19 protein-coding genes and 1 pseudogene are annotated in these 19660 nt (G+C 57.4%); 5 read left to right on the plus strand and 15 right to left on the minus strand.

Annotated elements, in window-relative coordinates; translation table 11 throughout:
* Positions 1 to 22 precede the first annotated feature (22 nt).
* Positions 23 to 1531, plus strand: a complete 1509-nt coding sequence (locus C2L65_RS45135) for an aldehyde dehydrogenase family protein (RefSeq protein ID WP_233446750.1) — start codon at positions 23 to 25, stop codon at positions 1529 to 1531.
* 292 nt (positions 1532 to 1823) lie between these two features.
* Positions 1824 to 3269: an aminotransferase-like domain-containing protein gene (locus C2L65_RS45140; RefSeq protein WP_103254701.1), complete on the plus strand. Its 1446-nt coding sequence runs from the start codon at positions 1824 to 1826 to the stop codon at positions 3267 to 3269.
* Positions 3270 to 3454: 185 nt separating this feature from the next.
* Here C2L65_RS45140 and C2L65_RS45145 read toward each other — a convergent pair whose 3' ends face one another.
* Positions 3455 to 4375, minus strand: coding sequence for a LysR family transcriptional regulator (locus C2L65_RS45145; protein ID WP_042309045.1), 921 nt, complete (start codon positions 4373 to 4375; stop codon positions 3455 to 3457).
* A 150-nt stretch (positions 4376 to 4525) separates the two neighbouring features.
* Between C2L65_RS45145 and C2L65_RS45150 the strand changes: the two genes are divergently transcribed.
* Both C2L65_RS45150 and C2L65_RS45155 read left to right on the plus strand, forming a co-directional pair.
* Complete coding sequence (locus tag C2L65_RS45150; protein WP_042309078.1) at positions 4526 to 5968, plus strand: N-acyl-D-amino-acid deacylase family protein; 1443 nt, start codon at positions 4526 to 4528, stop codon at positions 5966 to 5968.
* 120 nt (positions 5969 to 6088) lie between these two features.
* Complete coding sequence (locus C2L65_RS45155) at positions 6089 to 7414, plus strand: MFS transporter (RefSeq protein WP_042309047.1); 1326 nt, start codon at positions 6089 to 6091, stop codon at positions 7412 to 7414.
* Positions 7415 to 7523: 109 nt separating this feature from the next.
* Here the strand turns inward: C2L65_RS45155 and C2L65_RS45160 are convergent, their stop codons facing one another.
* The 4 genes and pseudogenes from C2L65_RS45160 to C2L65_RS45175 all read right to left on the minus strand — a co-directional run bounded on the left by C2L65_RS45160 (position 7524) and on the right by C2L65_RS45175 (position 11120).
* Positions 7524 to 8435, minus strand: a complete 912-nt coding sequence (locus C2L65_RS45160; RefSeq protein ID WP_042309048.1) for a LysR family transcriptional regulator — start codon at positions 8433 to 8435, stop codon at positions 7524 to 7526.
* A gap of 341 nt (positions 8436 to 8776) precedes the next feature.
* Positions 8777 to 9406, minus strand: a complete 630-nt coding sequence (leuD, locus tag C2L65_RS45165) for a 3-isopropylmalate dehydratase small subunit (RefSeq protein WP_042309049.1) — start codon at positions 9404 to 9406, stop codon at positions 8777 to 8779.
* A gap of 17 nt (positions 9407 to 9423) precedes the next feature.
* Positions 9424 to 9816, minus strand: a pseudogene (locus C2L65_RS45170) (aconitase family protein); the annotation flags it as partial.
* 152 nt (positions 9817 to 9968) lie between these two features.
* A complete protein-coding gene (locus C2L65_RS45175) occupies positions 9969 to 11120 on the minus strand; it encodes a PDDEXK nuclease domain-containing protein (protein ID WP_042309052.1) in 1152 nt (383 codons plus the stop codon).
* A 316-nt stretch (positions 11121 to 11436) separates the two neighbouring features.
* Between C2L65_RS45175 and C2L65_RS45180 the strand changes: the two genes are divergently transcribed.
* Positions 11437 to 11670: a CppA family protein gene (locus C2L65_RS45180; RefSeq protein WP_042309054.1), complete on the plus strand. Its 234-nt coding sequence runs from the start codon at positions 11437 to 11439 to the stop codon at positions 11668 to 11670.
* Between the two features lie 191 nt (positions 11671 to 11861).
* On the opposite strand, the gene C2L65_RS45185 is transcribed toward C2L65_RS45180, so the two are convergent.
* The 10 genes from C2L65_RS45185 to C2L65_RS45230 all read right to left on the minus strand — a co-directional run bounded on the left by C2L65_RS45185 (position 11862) and on the right by C2L65_RS45230 (position 19655).
* Positions 11862 to 12140 (minus strand): TrbM/KikA/MpfK family conjugal transfer protein, encoded by a 279-nt coding sequence (locus C2L65_RS45185; protein ID WP_233446751.1) that lies wholly within the window; start codon positions 12138 to 12140, stop codon positions 11862 to 11864.
* Positions 12141 to 12204: 64 nt separating this feature from the next.
* On the minus strand, positions 12205 to 12657 hold the full coding sequence (locus C2L65_RS45190; protein ID WP_042309058.1) for a hypothetical protein: 453 nt from the start codon (positions 12655 to 12657) through the stop codon (positions 12205 to 12207).
* Complete coding sequence (gene stbB, locus C2L65_RS45195; protein WP_042309060.1) at positions 12657 to 13364, minus strand: StbB family protein; 708 nt, start codon at positions 13362 to 13364, stop codon at positions 12657 to 12659. The genes C2L65_RS45190 and stbB overlap by 1 nt, the downstream gene beginning before the upstream one ends.
* A 76-nt stretch (positions 13365 to 13440) precedes the next feature.
* Positions 13441 to 15225, minus strand: coding sequence for an LPD7 domain-containing protein (locus C2L65_RS45200; RefSeq protein WP_042309062.1), 1785 nt, complete (start codon positions 15223 to 15225; stop codon positions 13441 to 13443).
* Positions 15222 to 16967, minus strand: a complete 1746-nt coding sequence (locus C2L65_RS45205; RefSeq protein WP_103254702.1) for a type IV secretory system conjugative DNA transfer family protein — start codon at positions 16965 to 16967, stop codon at positions 15222 to 15224. Before C2L65_RS45205 ends, C2L65_RS45200 begins: the two co-directional genes overlap by 4 nt.
* A gap of 52 nt (positions 16968 to 17019) precedes the next feature.
* Entirely contained in the window at positions 17020 to 17373 is a 354-nt protein-coding gene (locus tag C2L65_RS45210; protein WP_103254703.1) for a hypothetical protein, read from the minus strand.
* Positions 17374 to 17381: 8 nt separating this feature from the next.
* A complete protein-coding gene (locus C2L65_RS45215; RefSeq protein WP_042309084.1) occupies positions 17382 to 17618 on the minus strand; it encodes a DUF3717 domain-containing protein in 237 nt (78 codons plus the stop codon).
* A complete protein-coding gene (locus C2L65_RS45220; protein WP_042309085.1) occupies positions 17615 to 17878 on the minus strand; it encodes a hypothetical protein in 264 nt (87 codons plus the stop codon). The genes C2L65_RS45215 and C2L65_RS45220 overlap by 4 nt, the downstream gene beginning before the upstream one ends.
* Positions 17875 to 18957: a P-type DNA transfer ATPase VirB11 gene (gene virB11 / locus C2L65_RS45225; RefSeq protein WP_042309086.1), complete on the minus strand. Its 1083-nt coding sequence runs from the start codon at positions 18955 to 18957 to the stop codon at positions 17875 to 17877. Before virB11 ends, C2L65_RS45220 begins: the two co-directional genes overlap by 4 nt.
* Before the next feature lie 56 nt (positions 18958 to 19013).
* Entirely contained in the window at positions 19014 to 19655 is a 642-nt protein-coding gene (locus C2L65_RS45230) for a hypothetical protein (RefSeq protein ID WP_042309088.1), read from the minus strand.
* Positions 19656 to 19660: the final 5 nt, after the last annotated feature.

Here is a 19660-nt window from a genome sequence, read left to right on the forward strand (position 1 = left end):
GCGAAGCGATTTGGAATGTGGCGTGACCAAGTTCCGTCTCAATGACCGATCTGAATTCGCTTCGCTCCCTAGAGTGGTGGCATTTTTTCAAGTAATGCGGCGGAGGCTGTCGGTAGTGAATAATCATGCATCGATTCTTGGGTCATCGTTTGATTCCATCCCGGTGACAAATCCGTTTGACGGCGCTGAAGTAGGAAGGGTTTCGAATATTCCTCCAGAAGCTGCTCAGGCACTCATCGATACTGCGAAAGATGGCGCGCAAATCTGCCGAAAACTTTCTCGCTACGAACGAGCGCGAATTCTTGAAACATGCGCGCTAGCTATCGAGCGTGACCGCGACGCATTCGCCGATCTCATCGTGGCCGAAGCCGGGAAAACCATGAGACAGGCAAAGAAAGAAGTCTCGCGTTGCGTGAATACGCTCAAACTGTCAGCGGACGAGGCCCGCCGAAATGGTGGTGAAGTCATTCCATTTGACGCCTATGCGGGATCGGAAAACCGGCAAGGATGGTTTACGCGAGAACCCCTCGGAATCATCGTCGCCATCACACCTTATAACGACCCATTGAATCTCGTTGCGCATAAGCTTGGTCCGGCAATCGCCGGTGGGAACTCAGTTATCCTCAAGCCATCAGAACTGACGCCTCTTTCCGCGATAAAACTCGTCGACTATCTTTTGATGGCCGGCTTGCCTACAGAGGTCGTAACGTTAGCTACGGGCAGCGGTGCCCTTGGGCAGGCACTCGTCTCATCCCGAGACGTGAGAATGGTATCTTTCACCGGCGGCTTCGTAACCGGGGAGAAAATCGCCAAAGCTGCAGGGCTCAAGAAACTTGCAATGGATTTGGGTGGGAACGCCCCGGTCATCGTATTGAACGACTGCGAGCTAGATGAAGCGGTAGAGTCGTGTGTTTCAGGTGCCTTTTGGGCTGCGGGGCAAAACTGTATCGGTGCGCAGCGGATTTTGATTCAATCTTCTATTTTTGAGTCTTTCAAGGACCGATTTGTCAAACTTGCTCGCTCCTTGAAAGTAGGAAATCCCGCCCTTGCAGATACCGATGTCGGGCCAATGATCAATGCACAGTCAGCAGCGCGGACTAAAGGAATAGTCGACGATGCCATTAAACGTGGCGCCAAACTCCTATGCGGTAACACGCTGGAAGCCTCCGTATATTCGCCGACTGTTCTCGAAGATGTCAGCTTCGATTGCGATCTCTGGAAATACGAGATATTCAGCCCGGTTGTCATTCTTCAGAAAATTGAGACTATCGACGAAGCGTTAGAGCTTTCAAATTCCCCTGAATACAGTCTCCACGCCGGCATATTCACGAATGACCTGCGCGCCGCCCTCAAGGCGGCCGATCAGCTTGAAGCCGGAGGCGTCATGATCAATGACTCGTCGGATTACAGGTTCGATGCGATGCCATTCGGTGGATTCAAGTACGGCAGCCTCGGGCGTGAAGGCGTTCGATTTGCATACGAGGAAATGACTCAAACAAAGGTCGTCTGCATTCGAAGGTTAGATCACTAGCAAGGCATGCAACAGTCTTGGTCAGTTCATCGTCCACGCGGGGCGCGGATTGCAGTAGCGCCCCATCAAACGGACTCCAGATCTCGGCACTGTCACGTCCGACCTCGCGAATAGTTTTACAGGTTCGCCTCCGCACAACCGGCATACGCCATGCTGCTCGGCGATTTTACGATCTACAGGCCCACCGGAACAGTCACAATTTTCGGAATATTCGACCAGCACAGTTCCCCTTGGCAATCGGTTAATGTGGATCGATAATCGATGCAGTTCATCAAGATGAAAAATTGTTGCCGTGCACGCATCTACCCCGTTTCGTTACGAGCAGCTGGCTTCGCTCATCGTCGGCATGATCGATAACGGCGCGCTTGCGCCAGGCGCTCGCCTGCCCTCCGTACGCGCCGTCAGTGAACAACACCAGATTAGTATCTCCACAGCGCTACAAGCATACCGGCTCCTCGAAGACAGAGGCGTCCTCGTCGCACGCCCTCAATCCGGCTTTTACGTGGCGACGACCCGACGAAAAGCGTTAGGCTTGCCGTCGACGTCGCGCCCGGCAGCCAAGCCTTCCTCCGTGTCCATTAGTGGGGTCGTAACGTCCCTGCTTGAACACGCATCAAACCCCGCACTAGTACCACTTGGTTGCGCCTTCCCGGACGCAGAACTGCTGCAGTCGAAGCGCCTCGACATGGCTTTAGCTCGCGCCGCCCGGCATAACGGCGTGCGCCATAATGTATACAGCTCTCCAAATGGCGACATGCGGTTGCGACGCGAGATCGCAAAGCGAGCAATGCGCGTTGGTCACACGTTGTCACCGGATGACGTTATCGTTACAGCTGGCTGTACTGAAGCGCTCACTCTAGCGTTGACGGTTGTTGCCAACCGTGGGGACACGATTGCGATCGAATCGCCCACCTACTTTGGCCTTCTTCATACTATCGAGATGCTTGGGTTGAAGGCCTTTGAGCTTCCAACACACCCGACCCGTGGAATTGATGTTGGCGCACTTGCCCGACTGCTTGAATCAGAACCAGTCGCCGCTTGCGTATTGTCATCGAACTTCAATAACCCACTCGGTTCGGCGATTGCAGAGCCCGACAAGCTCGAGTTGCTCGCGGTCCTGAATCAACATAGCGTGCCGCTCATCGAGGACGACGTTTATGGCGATATTTACTTTGGTCGCGAACGCCCGAAGCCGTTTATCGCGCTCGACAAAGGTGGCAACACTATCTATTGCAGCTCGTTCTCCAAAACCCTCGCACCCGGCTACCGGATCGGCTGGCTCGCTGCCGGCACCTATGTTCAACAATTAATAGAGCGAAAGCTTGCATTCAGCCTGTGCAGTCCCGTTCTGCCACAAGTCGCCCTCGCCGACTTCCTGGAAAGCGGTGCGTACGAGGTGCATTTGCGCGCGATTCGTCGAATATTTGAAGAAAATTTGGCGCGCATGACGCGTGTCATTGAGGAAAGCTTCCCATCCGAGACGAAAGTTAGTCAGCCCACTGGAGGATATGTTCTCTGGCTTGAAATGCCGAGAAGATTTGATTCACGTGCGCTATTTAACGAGGCACTTGAAAAGGGTATCTGTTTCGCACCAGGCTTTGCCTTTTCGGCGAGTGGGCGCTTTCGCAATTGCTTGCGCCTTAGCGCAGGACATGCATGGAGCGAAAAGATCGCAGATGGCGTTCGGCGTTTGGGCCAACTCGCACACGACCAGCTCGCACGCTCATCCACCCAATAGCGAACCGACCACGTTTACATCCAGCTCTCGCAATCACCGCGTAGCTTCCAACGATAGATGTGACGTCAGGTCAGCCGGGAAGTCGTTACGCGCAACGAACTCGAGAAATTGGCAGAACAGGCAATCGACGAGTTGCGTGTCGACATCGAGATGAATTTTATGGCGTGTGCTCGCCTTAGTCGATCCTACAGCGACCCTTCCGAAAAATATCGACTTTCGCTGATTACTTTCACCAACGCGGACAGCGCCGAAGAATATGTTCTACCCCGGCGGACTAGAACCTGCGCGCAAGCCGACTGAAGAACCGCGTTCGAGCTCGATAGCGCGAAAAGGTCCCCCTGATCCAGTTCTTGTTGAAGCGATATCTTCGGGAGAAAGGTAACAGCATTATTCGCCGCGGTAATTGCTTTGAGCGCTCTTACCGAATTCACCACGAATCGTGGCTCCATCTCTACTCGCTCCACGAACGCCGCACTATCCGCAAGCGATCTCAAACCGCTACCGACAGGTGCCAGAACGAGAGGGTACTTGGCAAAATCGGCCAGCGAAAGCGGTGACCGACAATTACTAAGTGCGTGCCTCGGACTGACGATAGCGAAGATTGGATGAGGACAATCGGCGAGGATTCTCACGCGATTGTCGCGCTGCGCGTGTAGCGTGACGCCCAAATGTGCCTCATCTGTCGCCACCATGCGGACCACCTCTGATGCAGTCTGCAAAATGATGTTGATCACAACATCCGGATAGCTCGCCGAGAATGGGCTTAAAACTCGTTCGATAAACTCATCGAGGAATCCCTCACTTATCGCGATACGGAGTTCTCCTCGGCGCAGTCCAGATAGATCATTTAGCTTCTCTCGCAGGTTATGTTCTAACCCCCAGCGGTCTCGGCAGTGCTCCATAACTACTTCACCTGACGGAGTCGGGAAAACCCCTCGGCCTCGCCGCTCCAAGAGCGTCACGCCCAGTTCGGCTTCAAGCTGCATGATCTGCCTGCTTACCATCGAAGGCTCCAGCAGAAGTTCGTCGGCTGCCGCTCGGATGGACCCGGATTCGACGGCTGTAAGAAAACACTTTAGACGCTTGTCACCCAGAGTCGAGTGCATTCGGATTCCCCCGTGCGAGCGTTGCAAAAAATGCAGCGCTGATGATCATAAGGCATATTGCTGCGCTCTTTTTGCCTTTCAATACTCAGGTCCTAGGTTCGGCATTTTCAATGCTCGCCTTGATATCTCATTGTGTATGGAAAGGAAGAAATGAGCGAACGAGAAAAGTTTGATTTGCTGATACTCAACGGGACATTGATTGACGGTACCGGCCGATCACGATTCGCGTCTGACATCGGCATTATCGATGGCAAGATTGCCGATATAGGTGATCTATCATCCGCACACTCTCGGCAGTCCATTGATGCGACAGGATTGATTGTCGCGCCCGGATTCATTGATGCGCATACGCACGATGACCAGGCGATCTTCGCGGAACCGAAGATGGTAAGCAAGATCTCGCAGGGCATCACTACGGTTGTAACTGGAAACTGCGGGATTAGCAGTTCACCGTTGCCCGACAGAGTCCCGTTGCCGGATCCCTTAAACCTTCTCAAACTCCCGCTGACTGAGCGATTCAAAACCTTTGAGGCGTTTCTCAGAGCAATTGACTCACACCCCCCCTCGCTCAACGTCGCCCCGCTCATTGGCCACACGACACTCAGGGTATTTGCGATGTCTGACGTGTCGCGTCCCGCGACTTTAAGCGAGATTTGCAGCATGCGCTCAATGACAAAAGACGCCTTGGCGGCAGGCGCTATTGGATTATCAAGTGGAATCTTCTACCCTCCTGCCGCAGCGGCGACCAAGGATGAACTGATAGGCATCGGCGCGTCGCTACGCGAATACGACGGCGTCTTCGCGATGCACCTACGCGACGAAAGCGATCATATTGTTGAGGCCATCGAGGAAGCATTTGAAATCGGTCGAGCGCTGGGCATTCAGATTGTCTTGTCTCATCATAAGTTGATGCGAGAACGTAACTTCGGGAAGTCGCGCGTCACTGTACCCATGATCCAAAACGCTATGCGATGTCAATGCATCTCGTTGGATTGCTACCCTTATACCGCAGGGTCCTCGATGATACGTGACGACGACTTCGTTAACGAAGGTCACATCGTCATCGTCTCGAGCGAATCCCATCCCGAGTGCACAGGCAGATCGCTGGAAGACATTGCTCGAGAGTTCGGTATGAATCGCCGGGAGGCCGCGCGCCAACTCCAACCGGGCACAGCCACCTACCATTTCATGTGTGAGGAGGATGTGCGGGAGATCTTACAATTCGAACACACAATGATCGGCTCTGACGGCCTACAGGTAGGTGAGCGGCCTCATCCTCGTCTCTGGGGTACGTTCCCGCGAGTGCTCGGCCACTACGTTCGAGAGGTCGGCTTATTTTCGCTCGAAGAAGCAGTCAGAAAGATGACTAGCCTCCCCGCGCGAAACTTCGGATTAAAGAACCGCGGAACTCTTTCCCACGGCTATTACGCCGATATCTCAATCTTCGACCCCGACAGTATTCGGGATCAAGCGACCTACGAAAACCCTACGGCCCCCTCTTCTGGTGTAGTTGCAGTGATCGTCAACGGCGCTCCGACTTACATCGCAGGCCAACACACGGGCTTGCTAAATGGTTCACTCGCTGGACGCTAAAGCTTCATCGAAGCGTGTACGAAATCTTCGCCCTCGGATGACTGGCTCAAGCCCCATCGCCGGCGACTCGTTTCTCACCACGCACCCGTTCCAGTTCAAGAACTGCATCTTCGAGAAAACATGGCAACCTATCCCCAAGAGTCAACAGTTGAAGAACGTGCCTACCGTAAAGCGTTCTATCGAATCATCCCCTTTCTCTTCATATGCTATGTATTCGCCTACATGGATCGCATCAACATCGGCTTCGCAAAACTCCAGATGTCTCAGACATTGGGGTTGAGTGACGCTGCCTTCGGTCTAGCAGCAGGGATTTTCTTCATAGGCTATGTTCCATTTGAAGTTCCCAGTAACCTCCTGTTGGCGCGGGTCGGCGCGCGTCGAACATTTGGTCGTATTCTGGTTCTTTGGGGGCTGGCTACTATCGGAACCGCTTTTGTCCAAGGGGCCGGGACACTGCAAACAATGCGCTTCTTCCTCGGGATATTCGAGGCTGGGCTCGCGCCTGGGATACTGTTCTATCTAACGCTTTGGTTTGGACCGAGGCGACTCGGACGCGTCCTTGCTGTCTTCATGAGCTCTGCCGCACTTGCAGGAATCATCGGATCCCCGCTTTCAACCTTTATCATGACCCGGATGGACGGTTCTGCGGGACTGTTCGGATGGCAATGGATGTTCGTGATCGAAGGAATTCCGCCTGTGTTGCTCGGTCTTGCCGCATATGCGACGCTTGCGGATCGACCAAATGACGCGCATTGGCTTACGAGCGAAGAGAAGAGCGCGATTGTCGGTAGTCTGGATACCGTTGCGAGTCCAACTGTTCATACCACGATCAGTGCATTTCGCGATCCCATCGTATATGCGATGTCCCTATGCTACTTTGGAATTATCTGTGGCTTGTATGCGATCGCTTTCTGGCTTCCAACGGCAATTGCAGCCGCAGGTGCTGGTACGACACAGAGCATCGGCTGGTTTGGGGCAATTCCCTATATTGTCGCAGTAGTTTTTATGTACTCGTTGGGCCGGTTATCGGATACCTATGGAGAGCGAATCTACGTTAGCGCTGTTCCCGCCATGCTCGCCGCTGCATTTCTAGCACTCAGCGTCTGGTCGCACGGAAATTTCACTCTGTCCATGATTCTGATTTCGCTTGCGACCGGCTGTATCTATGGATCGTACGGCGTTTTTTGGACTATTCCCTCGGAATACTTTGGCTCCAAAGCGGCGCCGGGCGGACTCGCGTTGATAAACACGATAGGTTTGCTCGGCGGTTTTGCGAGCCCGGCGTGTATCGGATGGGTAAAGAGCCGAACCCACTCCCTTGACGCCCCCCTTCTGTTACTTGCCGGCGTCATCCTTCTATCTTCATTCGGGTTGCTCGCGCTTCGGATCCGTCTGCGTAAGAGTGAAGCGTTCCATCAGACGACCGTCAGACTGGAGAGTCAATAGCTTGATCATCGTTGGCTGCCGCATCGACTTCTCCCCGGGGTGCAGTTCTCGCATCCCGCACATGCCCGGTGAACGAAACTGAAGAAAGTCAGCTCGCCTGAAGTCGACGTCAAAGCGAATGCTTGGGCGTTCGGAGGCGTTTGAGTAACAGTTTCAGAAAATTTTGTGCCGCTGCGGGTAACTGACGCCCCCGTGAAGTGATGACGTCAATAGTTGCTGACTCAGAATCATGCCCGTCGAGCGGTATTGCGCGCAACCATCCGTGAGATACTTCATGCACTAGCGTAAGCGGTGGCATGAAGCTCACGACATCGGATTGTCGACAAAGATTCTTGATGACCTGCAATGAATTCGCTTCGATCGCAGCGCGAAGCTGGATATTCGCACGCTCGGCCGCCTTATCGATCAGATAGCGGATGCCGAAAGTGCGTGTTGGAAGCGCAATTCTCGCTTCGGCAAGCTCGGACATCGACACGGAGCTACGTTTCGCCAAAGGATGTTCCGGGCGACAGATCATTTGCAGTGGCTGGACTGAGCGTCCGTGAAGGTTGATATCGTCCCGATTTAACACGTTAAATGCCATACCAATATCGGCACTATGATTAACGAGTGCTTCGACGATCTGCGCCGTTCCGCAAACATCCAGGTGAACGGATATCCCTGGATATTCCTGCGAAAATTCGGTGATAAGATCGGGGATGAAGCTTTGTACGGCCGCCTCGACCAACGCGATCCGGACCAAACCGTGCCGTAGTGAACTCAAATCGTCCATCGCGACGTACAGCTCCTCAACCTGCCGAGTGTTCGCGCTTACGTAATCAAGAAGTAGTTGACCCGCCGCAGTCAGCACAGCACCCCTCGGTGAGCGGTCGAAAAGCGCCGCACCCAGCTCTTTTTCCAGGTTACTGATCTGCTTACTAATCGCGCTAGGAGCGACAAAGAACGTCTCCGATGCCTGTCTTAACGAACCGGTGCGTGCGACTTCGGCAAAATATTTCAACGACTGAGGCTGAATCAGCATGGCAGATAGTGGTTTACTAGGTGGATTCGAGTCAGCCCTTCGAATCACCGAACTTCTGTGGCTCGGATTGCCTATCCGTCTTCTCCACTAAGTCCGTTCACACTATCTAGACGGGTAAGGAGATGAACTGCGGGGAGACTCATCAAGCAGGGGCGACCGCCAGTTCCATTATAAAGCGTGTCAACACTGCCTGATTCACAGGGAAAGCGCACCAGGTCCCGATTGATCGCACTCGATCTAACCATGCCACGCGGCGGCCGCTCGAACAGTCATTCGATATCCACCTCAGGTATCACCGCGCCCTGCGTCGATTGCATGCTCCAACTCTCGAAATCCAGCTATCAGATCCATCGCCGCGCCGCGATATGCTTGATCTCGAATTGCCTTATTTCTTCTGAATGTTGTAGCGTGGCGCTCACTTCGTCGACGCCATTGATGAAGTTTTGACGCACGACGTCATCAATTTCGAATAAGAGCTGTTCTTCACCTATCTTGACAGTTCGTTCAATCAGATCAATTTCAATACTCGAGCCAGGATTGGATGTTGTGAGTGCGTGAAGCTGCTTGATGCAGGATTCATTCAGCACGATTGGCAACAGCCCGATTTTGCAACAATTGCTGTAGAAAATATCGGCGTAACTCTCCGCGATTAGCACCTTGAATCCGAACTCCTGAAGAGCCCAAGGCGCGTGCTCACGTGAGCTTCCACAGCCAAAATTTTTTCCCGCCACGAGGATTGTTGGATCTACGCACGTGGGGCTATTTAGAATGAAATCTGGATCCGGGATGCGCTCTGCAACCGGCTTCCCCAAATAGCCCTCATCCCGATAGCGCCACGCATCGAATACATGAGGTCCTAATCCGACACGCGAGATCGATTTCATGAACTGCTTGGGGATAATCGCGTCCGTGTCGATATTGTCCCGGTTCAATGATACTGGTTGCCCAATGTGGCTTTTAAACGGTGTCATACTTCCCTCACAGACTCTTACGGCTGTCGGATCGAGCGCACGTCGACGAAATGTCCCGCTATTGCCGCAGCTGCAGCCATGGCGGGACTTACGAGGTGCGTTCTTCCTCCGGCCCCTTGACGCCCCTCAAAATTTCGATTTGACGTTGAGGCTGCACGCTCCCCGGACTCGAGGCGATCCGCGTTCATTGCGTGGCACATAGAACAACCTGAATCGCGCCCTTCGAATCCGGCGTCAAGAAATACCTTGTCCAAACCCTCCTGCTCGGCCTCACGCTTTACCGCGGCCGAACCCGGTACCGCCAAAGCCTGTCGGATATTGGAAGCGATCCTTCCACCCATCTGCCGTAAAACGCTTGCCGCAACACGCAAGTCTTCGAGTCTTCCGTTGGTGCAAGATCCAATGAATATCACGGTGGGCTTCCAGCCGGTAACCATACGCATTAGCGCCCGGCGCCATACCGGCAGGGCGCTGCCCGCTTTCAATCGAGCGGCGCCGCGCGTTGTGACGGCGCAACGTATTGACGTCGCCCTACGGACTCACGATGAGTCGCTAAAAGTCGTTAGTTTTGCGAACGGCCGTTGTCCGACAGGGTGGGATGTTGCGCTTCCCATAGCCGACGGGTTTTCGCCAATTCGTCAGCAAGTAATTGCTCGTCCGGAAGTACGGTGTGATATTCCGCGGCGAGTACCTTGTTTGGCAGGCCGTCAAGTGCATATCGTGCAATTGCTGCGTTGGTTCTCGCACAAAGAATCAGGCCGACAGGCGGATTCTCGTCTGGCAAGGTCCAATGTTCCTTCGCGTAGTTGCAGTACATATGCATCTGGCCCACGTCCGCATGGCTCAACTCGGTCAGCTTGAGATCAATGATCACCAGACATCGCAGTCGCCTGTGAAAAAAGAGCAGATCCACACGAAACCAACTATCGCCGATGCGCAGCCTACGCTGGCGTCCGACGAATGCAAAGTCGCCGCCCAGCTCGAGCAGGAAGTCTTCCAGCCGATGGATTAACGCTTCTTCAAGGTCGCTTTCGGAATACTCATCCTTCAGGTCCAGGAACTCAAGGACATACGGATCCTTGATTGCTTCTTCGGGCGTCACGGCGTCGCCAGGTTTAGCGACTGCGCCTTTTTCGAGCATCGCGCGCTTATCTTTGGACAGCAACGTGCGCGTGTAGAACTGGCTGCCAAGCTGGCGTTCCAGCTGTCGCACGCTCCAGCCGCCGCGCAACGCTTCTGCTTCATAGAACGATCGCTCTTCGGGCGACCGCGTCCGTCGCATCAGCCGCACGTAGTGCGTCCACGACAGCGGAAAACGCTGGGCCAACTGCTGAAGCGACAATTTCCGAACCGGCGATTCGGATTTAGCCCTCGACGTCTGCGTCGTCGAATTCCGAATCACTGATTCGGAAATCTCACCCGGCGGATAGCTCTGGTAGAACAGACGCATCAATTCCAGATTGTCTGCGCCGAAGCCCCTGCCAAACTGCCTCGTCAGGTCCGCAGACAGTCGCTGTAGAAGTGCCTGTCCATATGCAGCACGCCCTTGCCCACCCTGCTCTGTTTCGACGATCCGACGACCGACCAGCCAGTACGTCGCCGTCATCAGCGCATTAATGCTCCGCGCCGCTGTCTGGCGCCCCTCCTCCAGCAACACGACCACATCAGCGAGTGTGTCGCTGTAGGCGCCTTCGGGCAGTATCACGTCAGTCATTGCTTCCTTTTTCAAGAGTCTCTCCGAAAAGAGGATACCCGACGGGGACGCCTCGAACGGCCTCCGCGTGCCTTGGCAAACTCCACCTGTTGATGCGGCGGGTTGATCCATCCTCTACTGTGACGCGCGAGGGAGCGCAGCGACAGGAACACATCGACCTGATGGGCGCTCCTACATCGATCCAGGCCAAACAGGCTACCTCCGGCGGTACTGGCCGCCCCCCAAACACCTCTCACGCAATGGAGCTTGCTAAACGCCCCAGATACTGTATATATTAACAGCACTGTATCAATATACAGTCCCCGCGGAGGCAAACATGGAGCACCTGGTCAGGGTCTACAACGAGAAGGACCGCCGGACGCTCGAATGGCTGCGGCAACATGTCGGCGATGCGGCCATTGCCGCTGCGGCCGAACGTTGCAACCAATTGACAAAGCCATATCTTTCCGCGGTCTGCGGGCTGTTGGGGGTCAGAATTCCGACATTTCCGGAAGCGCACCCGTGTACGCCGAGCCCAATAGCCGAACAGTCGATGGCTATCATCCGATAGCATCCTCGCCGTCCGGGCAACCACGACTGTTTCAAGATACAACGCCACACGGTAACAATCGATGCCGTGGTCCTTACATTTCACCACGATCTCCGAATGGCAGAGCGCACGTCGGAACAACATCGGCGCTCGACCTCCGGAAGCGGTGCAAACCGATTCTTCGGTAGCTTTCGTGCAACCGGGGAGTTCATTCAGGGTCCGTGCTCGACACTCCCGTACTTTGAGTTGACCGCGCTTTTCTGACCGCTGGGAACTGAACGACATTGATTCAGGAAGTCTCCGCGCGCGCTGGACGTGCCGCTCAGATCAAAATGGCCGTGATGGTAGCGCGCAATCGAAAAATAGTTCGCTTCGTACTGGCTGCATTCGCGGCCGCCACTGCCGCCCTGCATCAGTCCGGCAAGACAGAGCACCGCGCCGCATGCGTCTTCGTTGTCGCCATCCCCGTGCGCCGACATCATGGCCACCATGCCAGGGGTCATGACAGTGCAGGCTAGCACTATCGCCCTCACCTGTGGTTTCATTCCTTCCTCTCTATATCCCGAAGTGATGCAGTACCGTGACAGCGCCAATGACGAGCATCGCTGTCCCGATCGCAGTGCATACGGACCAGATCACCAGCTCCGTGCGACCGACTCTACCGGCACGCGGTCGCTCCTCGCGCAACACATCGCGAAGCAGTTCGCGGCTGCGCCCGTTGGCTTCGTCGTAATGCCGTAGCGATATCTCACCGAGCAGCTGGTCGCGCGCCTCGTCGAAACTGGTCGCTTTCGCCAGCACGTCAGCCGTCGATCCGGAAAACTCCCTGAGGAACTGCTCGTAGCGCGCGGTGAATCGCAGCAACGTGAGCTCGCCGTCGTCCTTGAACTGCTTGCCGCTCGCCTCAAGCAATTCGGAAAGCTGCTTCACGTCGCGGCGTAGCAGCGACAGCTCGCCCAGCACCGCACCGATCAGCTCCTCACGGATCGCGTCTTCAGCGGCGCCCATCAGTTCACCAGCAGGCGAAACGCATCGTCATGTTCGCGCGCCACGCGTGTCGCCAGCCGTTTGATCGCGACCATCTGGCGTATCCGGGCGCGTTCGGGTTCCGGCGTATCGTCCTCGAGCGCCTGAGCGTTCCACGCTACATAATCAACAGGATCCGCATTGACCTCGCTGATCGTCTTGCCGATGGATTTGATCTTTTCGTAGATCGGGTTTTCATACACAACAGCAGACGGGTCGATCACGAATGCGCGCGTCTTGCGGTGCTGCTCGAACAGGCGGCTGAATACCCTGATCACGTCGGATCTGCTATCCACGAAATTGAAAAGCAGGCGAACCCGGGCCGGGTCGATGCCGAGCTCGTCGAGCTGATTGAGCGTCGCGATCGTGTCGAGTTGCTGTTTCAGGGCGGGCACCGTCGGTACGACAAACCGGTCAAAGTCTTCGTGTGAACCTTCGTAACGCCTCATCAGCGAAACAAAATCTTCTACATTCGACGCTCCGACGTCCACGACGACGTTCTTCAGGGACATCATCTTTTGCTGCAACTCATCGAATTCTCTCCCGCGTAGTGCGGGGGTCTCGCTTCCATCCGCGTTGATGGATTCGATTGCGATCACGTTCGCCCCTTCCAGCCGCGGCGCTAGCAGGTGATGGGCCACAGTACTTTTGCCAACATTGCCCGAGAAATTGATCACGGCGATTTTCATGGCGTGTCGCTCCAGTGAATGATTGATAGCAGTGGCCGCAACCTGCACGGAGCCACTGGCCGGCTTAGCTTTCGCGCTACGGGTCGATCTCGAGCGTCGGCGCACCATGTCCAGCCTCTGTCGCGTGTTCCTGCCGGTCTTCCGTGCCCTGCTCGTGCGGCGCCAGACTCGTGTTGGCGCGCTCGCGCTCAATCTGTTCGCGCATGGCGTCAATCGTCGCTTCGCTCACCTGCGGCATCGGGACATCGAGCGGCCGGTTACCCGCGCGCGCCTCGGCCACGGCGCTTTCGAACTCCCCCCGCAGCCGCTCCTGCTGCTCTTCGGGCAGTCCCCTGATTTCGTCTTCAAGCACCTCGCGCGCAGCCTGCTCCTTGATCCGCTCACGCGCGGCGGCAAGCGTAGCCTGCTGCGCCTTCGTGTATTGCCACTCACCATTCAGGAAGCGTTCACGCGCCTCGTCGATGCGTCGGCGCTCGTCGACCTCGCGACGCGCGGCGTCGATCCGCTCCCGCTGCTCAGGCGTCAGCAGCTGTGACAGATCGGGAGACGACGCACGCCACGCGTTGCGACGACTCTCGACCTCGTTGGGTGCGAGCTCCCGTCCGTACTCATCGAATTGCCGCTGTTTGACGGTCACGACCTTGCTGCCGCCCCTTTCGAGTTCGATAAGCTCGCCTGGCTGCACGCCGCTCTCGCCAATCGCACGCTCGAGGTCCAGCCCCCATACGGTGCGATCACCGGACTCTGTGCGCACCGTCGCGTAGTAGCTCCCGTTCTCTTTCGGATCGTGATGAAAGCGCGCAGCGCCGTGTTCAACCAGGATCCCCGCCGTGACGGCAGGCGGCTTCTGCGTGCCAGTGCCGGCCTTCTGGCGTGCACGCTTACCGGTATCTGTCCGACGCGGCGACGCACCCTCGGCATCCAGAGGCAGTTGCGCCTGTTTTGAATCTCCGGACGCGGCGTTCGCGTCAGAAGAAGCGGAGGACGGGCTGACTGCCGGCCCAGGCTTTGGCGAAGGTGGTTTTCGCCCGCGCCGGCCTCCACCTGACGATGCACCGCCGGGATCGGACGGATCCTTGCCGGGCGCATTCGCAGTCGCCGACGTTCGGCTCCCACTGGCCTCTTCCCGTTCTCTCCCCGTCCCTGGCGTCGATTCCATCATGTTCGTGCGGGCAGGATCATCCGTTGTCGAGCGCTCGCCCGCAGCAACGCGCATGGCCTCGCGCGCGGCCTGCAGGGTCGCGCGATCCTGTGCATCGGGTTTGAACCCGCGCGAGGACATCCCTGCCAGTTCGGCCGCGATCCACGCCTGCCGGCGGAATTCCTCGCTCCCCTTCAGCTGTAGCTCGCCCCAGTGCTTCGCCAGGGCGATCGCGACCATGTGTTCAATTACGCCGCGGTCCTCGCTGGCCGTGGCAAGTGAGCGCCCCTTGTCCTCAAAGTGCACTGCCTCGCTTTTGCGATCCAGATATTTCCCTTCAAAGGCTACGTACCGGTCGCTGACTGACTTCGGTATCTCGTAGCCGCTCCTCTCAAAGATTGGCGTTGGACGGATTGCGTTGCCCCGCTCTTTCGCGCTGATCACCCTGCCGATGCCGGTCGCCGGCTGGACGCCGTCGTCTTCCGGTGTGCCCGGTCCAGCCCGACGCTCGTACTTCTTCCGGTCCGCGTCACGGATCTTCTTCATCCGTGCCTGCGTCGCTTCATCAAGCGTCGATTCTCTGCTGCCGGGCACGTCGCGGGCGTTGGCCTCATTGGCCGGCGGCGTCGCGCGGGCGCGGATGGACGACGCATCATCCGCATTGGCGGCCTCAACCTCGCGGTAGTTGAGCTGATCGGCCGGGAATTCAATCTCGTTCATGATGCGGCTCCTTCAGGGATAGACGGGGAAGCTGCGTTGCCCTCGCCCGCGGTGTCGGGCGATGCCTCGGGTAGCACCTCACGCAGATAGGGCATCAGCTGGAATAGCGATGCGCGAATACTGGAACGGTTGGCGAAGTGGGCGGCACCGAGTACGCCGATCTCGTGTTCGCGGACGTCCCGCACTGCACTCGCCTCGGAGGTCGTCATCGTGCCCTGCGCGCGACGCGCGGCATTCTGTTGGTGCCACCACTGCTCGACATCGATCTGTGGCACGGGCGCACACAGTTCACGTGCGACGAACGCGGCGTGCTTCATCTGCTCTTCGTCCGGCAACGTCGGCGCAAAGCCGAACCACGCGCGACGGCGGTTGGTCTTTTCCAGCTTTGCCATCACGCCTTGCAGATAGGGGCTTTGCTGCACCAGACGGTCGACGAGCTCCGGATCCTCGTAGAAATACGCCTTGTCGCACAGGATGGGTTCGCAGCCATCCATCGTGATGATCTGTTTGCGGCTCGATAATGCGCGCAACTCCTGCGGCATCATCAGCGCGCGGCCGTGCTCGGTCTCATTCGTGCTGGTCGACGCGTTGCGGCCCCGGCTGCGGCTGCGCGAGCGCGACAGATGCGTGAAGGTCCCCAGCAGCTTTGAATATTCTTCGGAATCCTTGAGCGTGCGCGGCGCGAAGAGACTGCGCATCTTGCAGTTGATGGCGAGCGTTTCCGCACCGTGCCGCCCGTACAGTTTTGGATCTTCAAGCTGGGACATGCCGTGAAAGATCAGCATCAGTCGCAGGTTGAAGCCCGCGATGAAGGCGTTGGCGGTGTCGATAATGTCGATCTTGCCCGGCGCGGCAAACTCGTCCAGCATCAGCGCGCACTGGTATTTCAGGTCCGGATTTTCTGCGGGCTGCTCGCGGGTATTCAGATCGATTAACTGCGAGAAGAAGAGGTTGATGAGCAACGCGCCCGCTTTCAGGTCACCAGGCTTGATGCCCACGTAGATCGACATGGGCTTCCTGCGCACATCACCCAGATCGAAGTCCGAGCGACTGGTCGCCGCGTCGACAATCGGATTGCTGAACACGTTTAGTGGCGCCGTCATCGTGGACACGATATTGGCGAACGCTTCCCGCGACTGCGACAGAAACCGGTTGAGCGCATCGAGACACTCGAAGCTCAGCGATGGCAGTGTGTCTGTCGCATGCGAGCGCGTGCTGACGATGGAAGCGATGTGTTCGCGCACCGCCCTGCCCTTGCCCGAAGCCTGTCGCAATACTTCGCCGAACGTGCAGGGTAAAAGGGGCGTTTCGAGCAGGTACAGCACGATGCCTGTGAACAGATTGCGCGCATTGTCGTTCCAGTATTTCAGCCGCGCATCCACGTTCGACGGATACAGGTGTTCCCCAACCGTCAGCACGTCGCCGACCCGCGTATAGGGCGACCGGCGCTGGATAAATTCGAGCGGGTTGTAAGCATGCGAACGGCCGTTCTCCGAGAATGGCGACCAGAGGTACGTTGCCTGGCCGCATTTGCGCCGATAGCCGGACGTATATAGATAGTTCTCTTCCTTGATGTCCTCGACGACGACCGAATCCGGATAGGTGAGAAGATTCGGGATCACCATCGAAACGCCCTTGCCCGAGCGCGTCCCCGCCGCGAGCATCAGAAAATCCTGGCCGCGGTACTTCAGGTACTCGCCCTTGTATTTGCCGACAATGAACGGTGGATACATGTGGGACATGTTCACTCCTGAGGCGGAATACGGCGAAACGTCAGGACGCGTATCGTCATCGTCACTTCTCCAGCAGGCCGGCTTTCACGATGTCGCGGCGCGTGGCAAAGCGCGCGTTGCCGAACTGCGCAATGCGTCCGCGCGATCTGAGAAGCGCCATCGCGATCACCACGGCGGGCAGGCCACCAATAACGGCCGAGAGCAGCGTGCAGACAGACAACGCACGTTTCACCGCCGGCACATCGCCATACGCCTGCCAGTAGTCGAACAGCGTGAAAACACCCACCGATTCCTGCGGCAGCTTCTGCATGCGGGCGAAGAGCAGGCCACCGAGATACTGGCCGAGGGTCGCGGCCCCGGTGACCAGCACCGCCAGCACAAGACACGGGATCAGGATGCGGAGAGTTTTCGGCATGGCGGATCTCAATGCGACGAAGGAGACGATTGCCCGACCGGCAACTTCGAGAGGATCTGCAAGGCGTCACGCTGTGCGTCGTCGAGTTCAGCATCGGCAAGTGCCTCGCACCCATACACGATCACTGCGCCATATAGCCGTGCAAGGGCGCAGGCCTCGGCACTCGTTGCAAATGCTTCATCGGATGAGGCACGCTGGCGCCAGCCCTCGATCGCTACCTCGATATCGCTGATTGCGAAGTTCATGATCCATCTCCCCTGCGCATGAGCCAGTGCGCCGCGAGGCCTCGCGCCCATGACGCGGCGTAGACAAGGCTCAGCGCGAGCACACCGTACTGGTGTGCGCGCCACGCCATGTCGAACCAGAACGGCTGCGCGGCCAGCCCGAAGATGCAGGCCCAGCGACGCCAGCGTAAGCGGCTGTCCTGCGATAGATAGACCGCGAGCGCACCGCACAGGCCGATGAGGGCCTGCTCGACGGCCTCCACGCCTAGGTTCGCGTTCATGCAATACCTCCGCGTAGTTGCCCACCCGGCAGGTGCACGCTCAACGGTCGCCCGCTCAACAATTGCCATTTCCCGACGGGGTCGTACCAGATCTCAGCCAGCCGCTTGTCCCGCATGAAAAGCACGAGGTCCATCGTCATGCGAACCTGGTCCAGGATGAACTCCCATGCGAGCGTCTGCCCGACGGCGCTCTGCTTGATGAGCGTCGCCGCACGCGAAGCGGCCGAGCGTGCATCGTTGCAGTGAATCGTGGTGATGCCGCCCGGCGTCCCCGTATTCAGCAGCGTCAGGTAGTCCCACGTCTCGTCGCCCCGGAGCTCGGCAAGCAGCACGCGATCGAATTTCATGCGCAGCGTCGAGCGCACGATTTCCTTCGCAGACAGCGTGTCGCTGAAAAACATATGCACGCGGTTCGGATGATTCGGCAGCGACAGCTCCGGGGTGTCCTCGATCGTGCCGATTCGCTCAGTGGACGGCACGAGGTCGGACAGCGCCTTGTTCAGCGTCGTCTTGCCGGAGCCGGTACCGCCGGCGAGAACGATGTTCAGCCGGTTGGCCACGGCAAGCTCGAGCATGCCGGCGACGTCGCGCTGCGACTTTGCGTCCATCATCTCGACCTCGAACGGCTGCAGGTCCACGCCGTCCGGAACGGACTGATGCGGAGACACGTCGCGAAAACCGTCGAACCAGCCGCTGCGCTCGTACTCGGCGACGGAGAACCGCACATTCGACGGAATGCGGATCGTGATTGAGATCGTGTCCCGCTCGCACGCCGGTTGCATCAGCACGTGTCCGCGCTGGCCTTCTGGCAACACCACCGGGTGAATAGGCTCCTTCGTGGAAAACTTGCCGCCTTTCATGACCGTCAGGGCGTTGGCCAGCTTGAAGCACGCGTCCAGTGTGCAGGCGGGAGCATCGTGCCGTTTCCATGCGCTGGCACCCTGTGTCCAGATCTCGCCTGGGCGGTTGATCGCGACTTCAGTAAGAGTGCCGTCGAAGAAGTTCGCAATGCCCATCTGCTTCAGGAAGTTGCGGGCAACAGTCCCTTTCTCAATGACGTCGATAACAGCTGCACTCATCAGTAGTCCTTTCTTATGGTTCCGTAACAATCGGAAAATACGACACTAGGGGTCTGTCAGTGCACGGCCGGTACGGTAGCCTGTGGCGCGACCTGCACCGATATGCGATTCGGTCGCCCGTCATCCCGTACGCTGCCCGCGAGATCGCGTAGCGTTTGCGCGGGCGTTGTGGACACCACCATCGCCACCATCGACGGCGCTACGGGGCGCGCCATCCACCATGCGGCCACCCCACCGATGGTTGCCGCGAGCACCATTGCCAGACCCAGTCTTTTTTGGACGGTCGTCCACAGGTGCCGTACCTTGCTTGCGGGCGAAAGCGGGAACAGCCGGTTAGTTGCATCTTTCTCTTCGCCACTCGACAGTGGCGCAATGCGCGGTTCCATCAGATCCAGGCCGGGACGCGCACCGACTGCATTCAGAACTGCCCGGCGCAGCACAGTGGACATGTCTTCGAACCTGCAATGATCCAGCGTCATGCATTGCTCGAACGTGTGCCCGTCACCAATGCGACGCAGGGGCAGCACCCCTGAGGGGTCGCACGCCCGGCGCGCATCAACCTGATCGGCAAGCTGCCGCACACGATGACCATCAAACAGGTCGTGCATCGCATTGCGCAGTTTCGTCTTGAACGCATCCCGCTCAATGCCGTGAAGCGGAAAGTTGTCCGGAAAATGGATGTGCAGCAGCTTCGTCATGCCCT

This window comes from Paraburkholderia terrae, from assembly GCF_002902925.1.
Lineage (GTDB): Bacteria > Pseudomonadota > Gammaproteobacteria > Burkholderiales > Burkholderiaceae > Paraburkholderia > Paraburkholderia terrae.

Excerpts from the sequence above, each read along its gene's own strand:
- C2L65_RS45155 (WP_042309047.1), top strand. The coding sequence starts at position 6,089 with ATGGCAACCTATCCCCAAGAGTCAACAGTTGAAGAACGTGCCTACCGT.
- C2L65_RS45190 (WP_042309058.1), bottom strand. The coding sequence starts at position 12,657 with ATGGGCGCCGCTGAAGACGCGATCCGTGAGGAGCTGATCGGTGCGGTG.
- stbB (WP_042309060.1), bottom strand. The coding sequence starts at position 13,364 with ATGAAAATCGCCGTGATCAATTTCTCGGGCAATGTTGGCAAAAGTACT.
- C2L65_RS45205 (WP_103254702.1), bottom strand. The coding sequence starts at position 16,967 with ATGTCCCACATGTATCCACCGTTCATTGTCGGCAAATACAAGGGCGAG.
- C2L65_RS45185 (WP_233446751.1), bottom strand. The coding sequence starts at position 12,140 with ATGGTGGCCATGATGTCGGCGCACGGGGATGGCGACAACGAAGACGCA.
- C2L65_RS45200 (WP_042309062.1), bottom strand. The coding sequence starts at position 15,225 with ATGAACGAGATTGAATTCCCGGCCGATCAGCTCAACTACCGCGAGGTT.
- C2L65_RS45145 (WP_042309045.1), bottom strand. The coding sequence starts at position 4,375 with ATGCACTCGACTCTGGGTGACAAGCGTCTAAAGTGTTTTCTTACAGCC.
- virB11 (WP_042309086.1), bottom strand. The coding sequence starts at position 18,957 with ATGAGTGCAGCTGTTATCGACGTCATTGAGAAAGGGACTGTTGCCCGC.
- C2L65_RS45150 (WP_042309078.1), top strand. The coding sequence starts at position 4,526 with ATGAGCGAACGAGAAAAGTTTGATTTGCTGATACTCAACGGGACATTG.
- C2L65_RS45175 (WP_042309052.1), bottom strand. The coding sequence starts at position 11,120 with ATGACTGACGTGATACTGCCCGAAGGCGCCTACAGCGACACACTCGCT.
- leuD (WP_042309049.1), bottom strand. The coding sequence starts at position 9,406 with ATGACACCGTTTAAAAGCCACATTGGGCAACCAGTATCATTGAACCGG.
- C2L65_RS45180 (WP_042309054.1), top strand. The coding sequence starts at position 11,437 with ATGGAGCACCTGGTCAGGGTCTACAACGAGAAGGACCGCCGGACGCTC.
- C2L65_RS45215 (WP_042309084.1), bottom strand. The coding sequence starts at position 17,618 with ATGAACTTCGCAATCAGCGATATCGAGGTAGCGATCGAGGGCTGGCGC.
- C2L65_RS45210 (WP_103254703.1), bottom strand. The coding sequence starts at position 17,373 with ATGCCGAAAACTCTCCGCATCCTGATCCCGTGTCTTGTGCTGGCGGTG.
- C2L65_RS45220 (WP_042309085.1), bottom strand. The coding sequence starts at position 17,878 with ATGAACGCGAACCTAGGCGTGGAGGCCGTCGAGCAGGCCCTCATCGGC.
- C2L65_RS45230 (WP_042309088.1), bottom strand. The coding sequence starts at position 19,655 with ATGACGAAGCTGCTGCACATCCATTTTCCGGACAACTTTCCGCTTCAC.
- C2L65_RS45160 (WP_042309048.1), bottom strand. The coding sequence starts at position 8,435 with ATGCTGATTCAGCCTCAGTCGTTGAAATATTTTGCCGAAGTCGCACGC.